Origin of the sequence: Pseudomonas corrugata (assembly GCF_001269905.1) — a bacterium.
GTDB lineage: Bacteria > Pseudomonadota > Gammaproteobacteria > Pseudomonadales > Pseudomonadaceae > Aquipseudomonas > Aquipseudomonas corrugata.
This window is the reverse complement of the sequence record NZ_LHVK01000006.1, coordinates 331,090-337,227: the sequence shown is the minus strand read 5'-3', so window position 1 is coordinate 337,227 and position 6,138 is coordinate 331,090. Positions and strand designations below refer to the sequence as shown.

The following is a 6,138-nucleotide window of genomic DNA, read 5'->3' as shown; positions in this document are numbered from 1 at the left end:
GCTGGTTCTCCTCGAAAGCTATTTAGGTAGCGCCTCATGTATCACTGTAGGGGGTAGAGCACTGTTTCGGCTAGGGGGTCATCCCGACTTACCAAACCGATGCAAACTCCGAATACCTACAAGTGCCGAGCATGGGAGACACACGGCGGGTGCTAACGTCCGTCGTGAAAAGGGAAACAACCCAGACCGTCAGCTAAGGTCCCAAAGTTATGGTTAAGTGGGAAACGATGTGGGAAGGCTTAGACAGCTAGGAGGTTGGCTTAGAAGCAGCCACCCTTTAAAGAAAGCGTAATAGCTCACTAGTCGAGTCGGCCTGCGCGGAAGATGTAACGGGGCTCAAACCATACACCGAAGCTACGGGTATCACGTAAGTGATGCGGTAGAGGAGCGTTCTGTAAGCCTGTGAAGGTGAGTTGAGAAGCTTGCTGGAGGTATCAGAAGTGCGAATGCTGACATGAGTAACGACAATGGGTGTGAAAAACACCCACGCCGAAAGACCAAGGTTTCCTGCGCAACGTTAATCGACGCAGGGTTAGTCGGTCCCTAAGGCGAGGCTGAAAAGCGTAGTCGATGGAAAACAGGTTAATATTCCTGTACTTCTGGTTATTGCGATGGAGGGACGGAGAAGGCTAGGCCAGCTTGGCGTTGGTTGTCCAAGTTTAAGGTGGTAGGCTGAGATCTTAGGTAAATCCGGGATCTTAAGGCCGAGAGCTGATGACGAGTTACCCTTTGGGTGACGAAGTGGTTGATGCCATGCTTCCAAGAAAAGCTTCTAAGCTTCAGGTAACCAGGAACCGTACCCCAAACCGACACAGGTGGTTGGGTAGAGAATACCAAGGCGCTTGAGAGAACTCGGGTGAAGGAACTAGGCAAAATGGCACCGTAACTTCGGGAGAAGGTGCGCCGGTGAGGGTGAAGCACTTGCTGCGTAAGCCCACGCCGGTCGAAGATACCAGGCCGCTGCGACTGTTTATTAAAAACACAGCACTCTGCAAACACGAAAGTGGACGTATAGGGTGTGACGCCTGCCCGGTGCCGGAAGGTTAATTGATGGGGTTAGCTAACGCGAAGCTCTTGATCGAAGCCCCGGTAAACGGCGGCCGTAACTATAACGGTCCTAAGGTAGCGAAATTCCTTGTCGGGTAAGTTCCGACCTGCACGAATGGCGTAACGATGGCGGCGCTGTCTCCACCCGAGACTCAGTGAAATTGAAATCGCTGTGAAGATGCAGTGTATCCGCGGCTAGACGGAAAGACCCCGTGAACCTTTACTATAGCTTTGCACTGGACTTTGAATTTGCTTGTGTAGGATAGGTGGGAGGCTTTGAAGCGTGGACGCCAGTCTGCGTGGAGCCATCCTTGAAATACCACCCTGGCAACTTTGAGGTTCTAACTCAGGTCCGTTATCCGGATCGAGGACAGTGTATGGTGGGTAGTTTGACTGGGGCGGTCTCCTCCTAAAGAGTAACGGAGGAGTACGAAGGTGCGCTCAGACCGGTCGGAAATCGGTCGTAGAGTATAAAGGCAAAAGCGCGCTTGACTGCGAGACAGACACGTCGAGCAGGTACGAAAGTAGGTCTTAGTGATCCGGTGGTTCTGTATGGAAGGGCCATCGCTCAACGGATAAAAGGTACTCCGGGGATAACAGGCTGATACCGCCCAAGAGTTCATATCGACGGCGGTGTTTGGCACCTCGATGTCGGCTCATCACATCCTGGGGCTGAAGCCGGTCCCAAGGGTATGGCTGTTCGCCATTTAAAGTGGTACGCGAGCTGGGTTTAGAACGTCGTGAGACAGTTCGGTCCCTATCTGCCGTGGACGTTTGAGATTTGAGAGGGGCTGCTCCTAGTACGAGAGGACCGGAGTGGACGAACCTCTGGTGTTCCGGTTGTCACGCCAGTGGCATTGCCGGGTAGCTATGTTCGGAAAAGATAACCGCTGAAAGCATCTAAGCGGGAAACTTGCCTCAAGATGAGATCTCACTGGAGCCTTGAGCTCCCTGAAGGGCCGTCGAAGACTACGACGTTGATAGGCAGGGTGTGTAAGCGCTGTGAGGCGTTGAGCTAACCTGTACTAATTGCCCGTGAGGCTTGACCATATAACACCCAAGCAATTTGCTTGCTCCGAGCTGAAAAGCACAGGGCACCAGATTGCGGTGTGTGAAGACGAAACGAACCGAAAGTTCGAACTGACTCAGCAGCAACACACAAACTATCGCATACCCATTCGCTGGAACGTTGCCCATGCAACGCGCTGGCTACCGAATTTCTTGACGACCATAGAGCGTTGGAACCACCTGATCCCATCCCGAACTCAGAAGTGAAACGATGCATCGCCGATGGTAGTGTGGGGTTTCCCCATGTGAGAGTAGGTCATCGTCAAGATTAAATTCCGAAACCCCTATCTGCTGACGCAGGTAGGGGTTTTGTTTTTGCCCGAAGGAAAGCCCGCGAAAGCTCGCAATAAATTTGCACAGTTATTTTTGAGCTGGAGCACTAGAATACCCCCACCTCAGTTGAGCCAGAGTTGTTTATGCCCGACCCGCTGGACACCCATCGGTTGTCAGAACTGCCTTTAGACAAACTGGTAGCATGCCATGAGTGCGACCTGTTGATGCGCAAGCCTCGATTGTCCCATGGCGAAAAAGCCGAATGCCCCCGTTGTGGATATGAGCTCTACGCCCACCGGCCCAATGTTGTCGAGCGCAGTCTCGCCTTGGTCATCGCAGCTCTGCTGCTGTACGTGCCCGCAAACTTTCTACCCATCATGCAGCTCAATCTGCTCGGTCAATCCTCCCAGGACACCGTATGGAGTGGCGTAGTCGGTCTGTTCGATAGCGGTATGCAAGGCATTGCGGTGGTGGTGTTTCTGTGCAGCATGGGTGTACCGCTGCTCAAGCTGCTTTGTCAGCTGGCTGTATTGTTGACCATTCGCTGGAAGGTCGGCCGTAGCTACGGCCTGCTGTTGTATCGCGTTTATCACCACCTGCGAGATTGGGGGATGCTTGAGGTCTATCTCATGGGCGTGTTGGTAGCTATCGTCAAGTTGGCGGACATGGCCGCCATCACCGTGGGCCTTGGGTTGGTGTGTTTCATCAGTTTGCTGCTGGTTCAGGTCTGGTTGGAGGTGGTGATGTCACCACATCAGATCTGGCAAGCGTTATCAGGAGAGGATGCCCATGCGGGCGATTGATGCAGGCATTCTGATCTGTACCGAATGCCATGAATTGAATCGGCTGGATGCCGACGCCGACGAACAAGCCTGTACCCGATGCGGAGCGCGGATTCATCCCCGTCGCCCCAACAGCTTGATGCGTACCTGGGCATTGCTGATCACCGCCGCCATTCTCTACATCCCGGCCAATATCCTACCGATCATGACGATCAACTCGCTGGGCCATGGTGCCCCCAGTACCATCATGGCCGGTGTCATCGAGCTTGTGCAGCACGGCATGATCCCGATTGCGGCCGTGGTGTTCATCGCCAGTATCCTGGTACCTACCTTCAAACTGGTGGGTATTGCCTTGCTGTTGTTTTCCGTTCAGCGGCACCAGCCCATGTCTGCAAGGCAGCGCATCCTTATGTATCGTTTCATCGAGTTCATTGGCCGCTGGTCGATGCTGGATATTTTCGTTATCGCGATTCTGGTGGCGGTAGTGAATTTCGGACGACTCGCCAGTGTCGAAGCCGGTCTCGGCGCGATTGCTTTTGCCAGCGTAGTGATTTTGACAATGATTGCCGCAGTAACCTTCGATCCCCGACTGATTTGGGATAACACGGAGTCGGATAACGACCATGACTGATTTGCCTACCGCTAAAACCCGACCGGCCTCGAACTGGTCGGCCATCTGGGTCTTGCCGCTGATTGCTTTGGTCATCGGGGGCTGGCTCGGCTGGCGGGCTTATAACGAGACCGGGATCGAGATCAGCGTACGCTTCGAGAGCGGCGAGGGTATTCAGGCCAACAAAACCGAGGTGGTCTATAAAGGCATGCCGGTCGGCAAAGTGAAGGCCCTCACCCTGGACGATGAAGGCAGTTCGAAAGGGGTGGTCGCGACCGTTGAGATGAACAAGGATGTGGAACAATACCTGAAGACCGGAACGCGTTTCTGGCTGGTCAAGCCGAGCGTGAGCCTGGCCGGGATCACTGGCCTGGAAACCCTGGTATCGGGTAACTACGTAGCTATCAGCCCGGGTGAAGGAGAGTCCAGCCGCAAGTTCAAGGCCTTGGCCCAAGAGCCGCCGCTGTCGGATGCCAAGCCAGGCTTGCACCTGACCATCAAGGCTGACCGGTTGGGTTCGCTGGATCGGGGCAGCCCGGTGTTCTACAAGCAGATCCAGGTTGGGCAGGTGAAGAGCTACCAGCTATCCGAAGATCAGAACACGGTGGAGATCAAGGTTTTCATCGAACCAACCTATGCCAGCCTGGTGCGTAAACACACGCGCTTCTGGAACGCCAGCGGCATCAGCATCGATGCCAATCTCTCGGGCGTCAAAGTCCGCAGCGAGTCCCTGGCGAGTATCGTTGCCGGTGGTATTGCGTTCGCCACGCCGGAGAGCCGTAAGGACAGTCCGCCCACGGATCCCAGCCTGCCGTTTCGTCTTTACGAGGACTTTGACGCCGCTGCTGCCGGTATTCGAGTGAAGGTCAAGCTCAGCGACTTTGAAGGTCTGCAGGCCGGCCGTACCCCGGTGATGTACAAAGGCATCCAGGTCGGCAGCCTGAAGAACCTCAAGATTGACTCTGACCTGTCCAGCGCTACGGCTGAACTGACCATGGACCCACTGGCCGAAGATTATCTGGTAACCGGCACTCAGTTCTGGGTCGTCAAGCCGTCGATTTCCCTGGCGGGGATCACCGGCCTGGAAGCGCTGGTCAAGGGCAACTACATTGCCGTGCGACCCGGCGACAAGGGCGCGGCCCCCCAGCGTGAGTTCGAAGCCAGGGCGAAGGCGCCGCCGCTGGACTTGCGTTCGCCCGGCCTGCATCTGGTGCTGTTGACTGAAAACCTCGGATCGCTGGAGGTCGGCAGCCCGATCCTCTACAAGCAGGTCAAGGTCGGCTCGGTACAGAGCTACCAATTCTCCCGCAAGAAAAAGCAGTTGATCGTAGGTGTGCACATCGAGAAGGAATACGAAGGGCTGGTCAACGGTTCGACGCGGTTCTGGAACGCCAGTGGCATTACCCTCACGGGAGGTCTGACGGGGGGAATCCAGGTCAAGAGTGAATCGCTGCAAAGCCTGATGGCTGGCGGTATCGCCTTCGAAACGCCGGTGCCCAATGTACCGTTGAAGAGACGTGTCCCCCGCTTCCGCCTGTTCGAGAACCGCGAAGCAGCGCAACAGAACGGCACCGTGGTGACAATCAAGGTCGATCGTGCCGACGGTTTGCGCAGCGGGACGCCGATTCGCTACAAAGGGTTGGATGTGGGCAAGGTCGAGGACGTTGATCTCAGCGCCGATCTACAGTCGGTGCTGCTCACTGCTCGCATCACTGAAGTACCGGAGCGTATCGCCCGGGTTGGCAGCCAGTTCTGGGTCGTCAAACCCGAACTGGGGCTGATCAAGACCTCGAACCTGGAAACACTGGTGACCGGCCAGTACCTCGAAGTGCAGCCCTCGGTGAAGAACCTCGGGCCACAGAAGAACTTCGTCGCCCTTGCCAGCCCACCGGAAAGTGCCGTGCCCGAAGCCGGTTTGAGCCTGGTGTTGAGTGCTGCCCGCCGCGGTTCGTTGAAGACGGGCGTGCCAGTGACCTATCGCGAGATCACCGTGGGCAAGGTCACCGGTTATGAACTGGGCCAGACGGCGGATCGGGTGCTGATCCACATCCTGATCGAACCCAAATACGCGCCGCTGGTACGCAGTGGTACGCGATTCTGGAACACCAGCGGTTTCGACATGGACTTTGGCCTGTTCAAGGGCGCCACGGTGCGGACCGAGTCGTTGGAGACGTTGATCCAGGGGGGCGTCGCTTTTGCGACACCGGATGGCGAGAGCATGGGCAGCCCGGCGCGGCCGGAGCAGACCTTCCCGTTGTTCGATAAATACGAGGCTGAGTGGCTGACCTGGGCACCCAAGATCAAGCTCGGTAAATAGCGGGTCAAGTGGTGGCCTGTTCCGACGTCATCGCGAGCAGG

At 56.1% G+C, this 6,138-nt stretch carries 3 protein-coding genes and 2 rRNA genes; all 5 read left to right on the top strand.

All coding sequences use genetic code 11. From position 1 onward, the window contains the following. A 23S ribosomal RNA gene (locus AD665_RS09665) occupies positions 1-2,097 on the top strand; the annotation flags it as partial. A 170-nt stretch (positions 2,098-2,267) separates the two neighbouring features. Next, positions 2,268-2,383, top strand: a 5S ribosomal RNA gene (rrf, locus tag AD665_RS09660). A gap of 148 nt (positions 2,384-2,531) precedes the next feature. After that, positions 2,532-3,191 carry a paraquat-inducible protein A gene (locus AD665_RS09655; RefSeq protein ID WP_024778198.1) on the top strand — a complete coding sequence of 220 codons (660 nt, stop codon included), beginning with the start codon at positions 2,532-2,534 and terminating at the stop codon, positions 3,189-3,191. Next, positions 3,178-3,801 carry a paraquat-inducible protein A gene (locus tag AD665_RS09650; protein ID WP_024778197.1) on the top strand — a complete coding sequence of 208 codons (624 nt, stop codon included), beginning with the start codon at positions 3,178-3,180 and terminating at the stop codon, positions 3,799-3,801. Before AD665_RS09655 ends, AD665_RS09650 begins: the two co-directional genes overlap by 14 nt. After that, positions 3,794-6,097, top strand: a complete 2,304-nt coding sequence (locus AD665_RS09645; RefSeq protein ID WP_053191882.1) for a PqiB family protein — start codon at positions 3,794-3,796, stop codon at positions 6,095-6,097. Before AD665_RS09650 ends, AD665_RS09645 begins: the two co-directional genes overlap by 8 nt. Positions 6,098-6,138 lie beyond the last annotated feature (41 nt).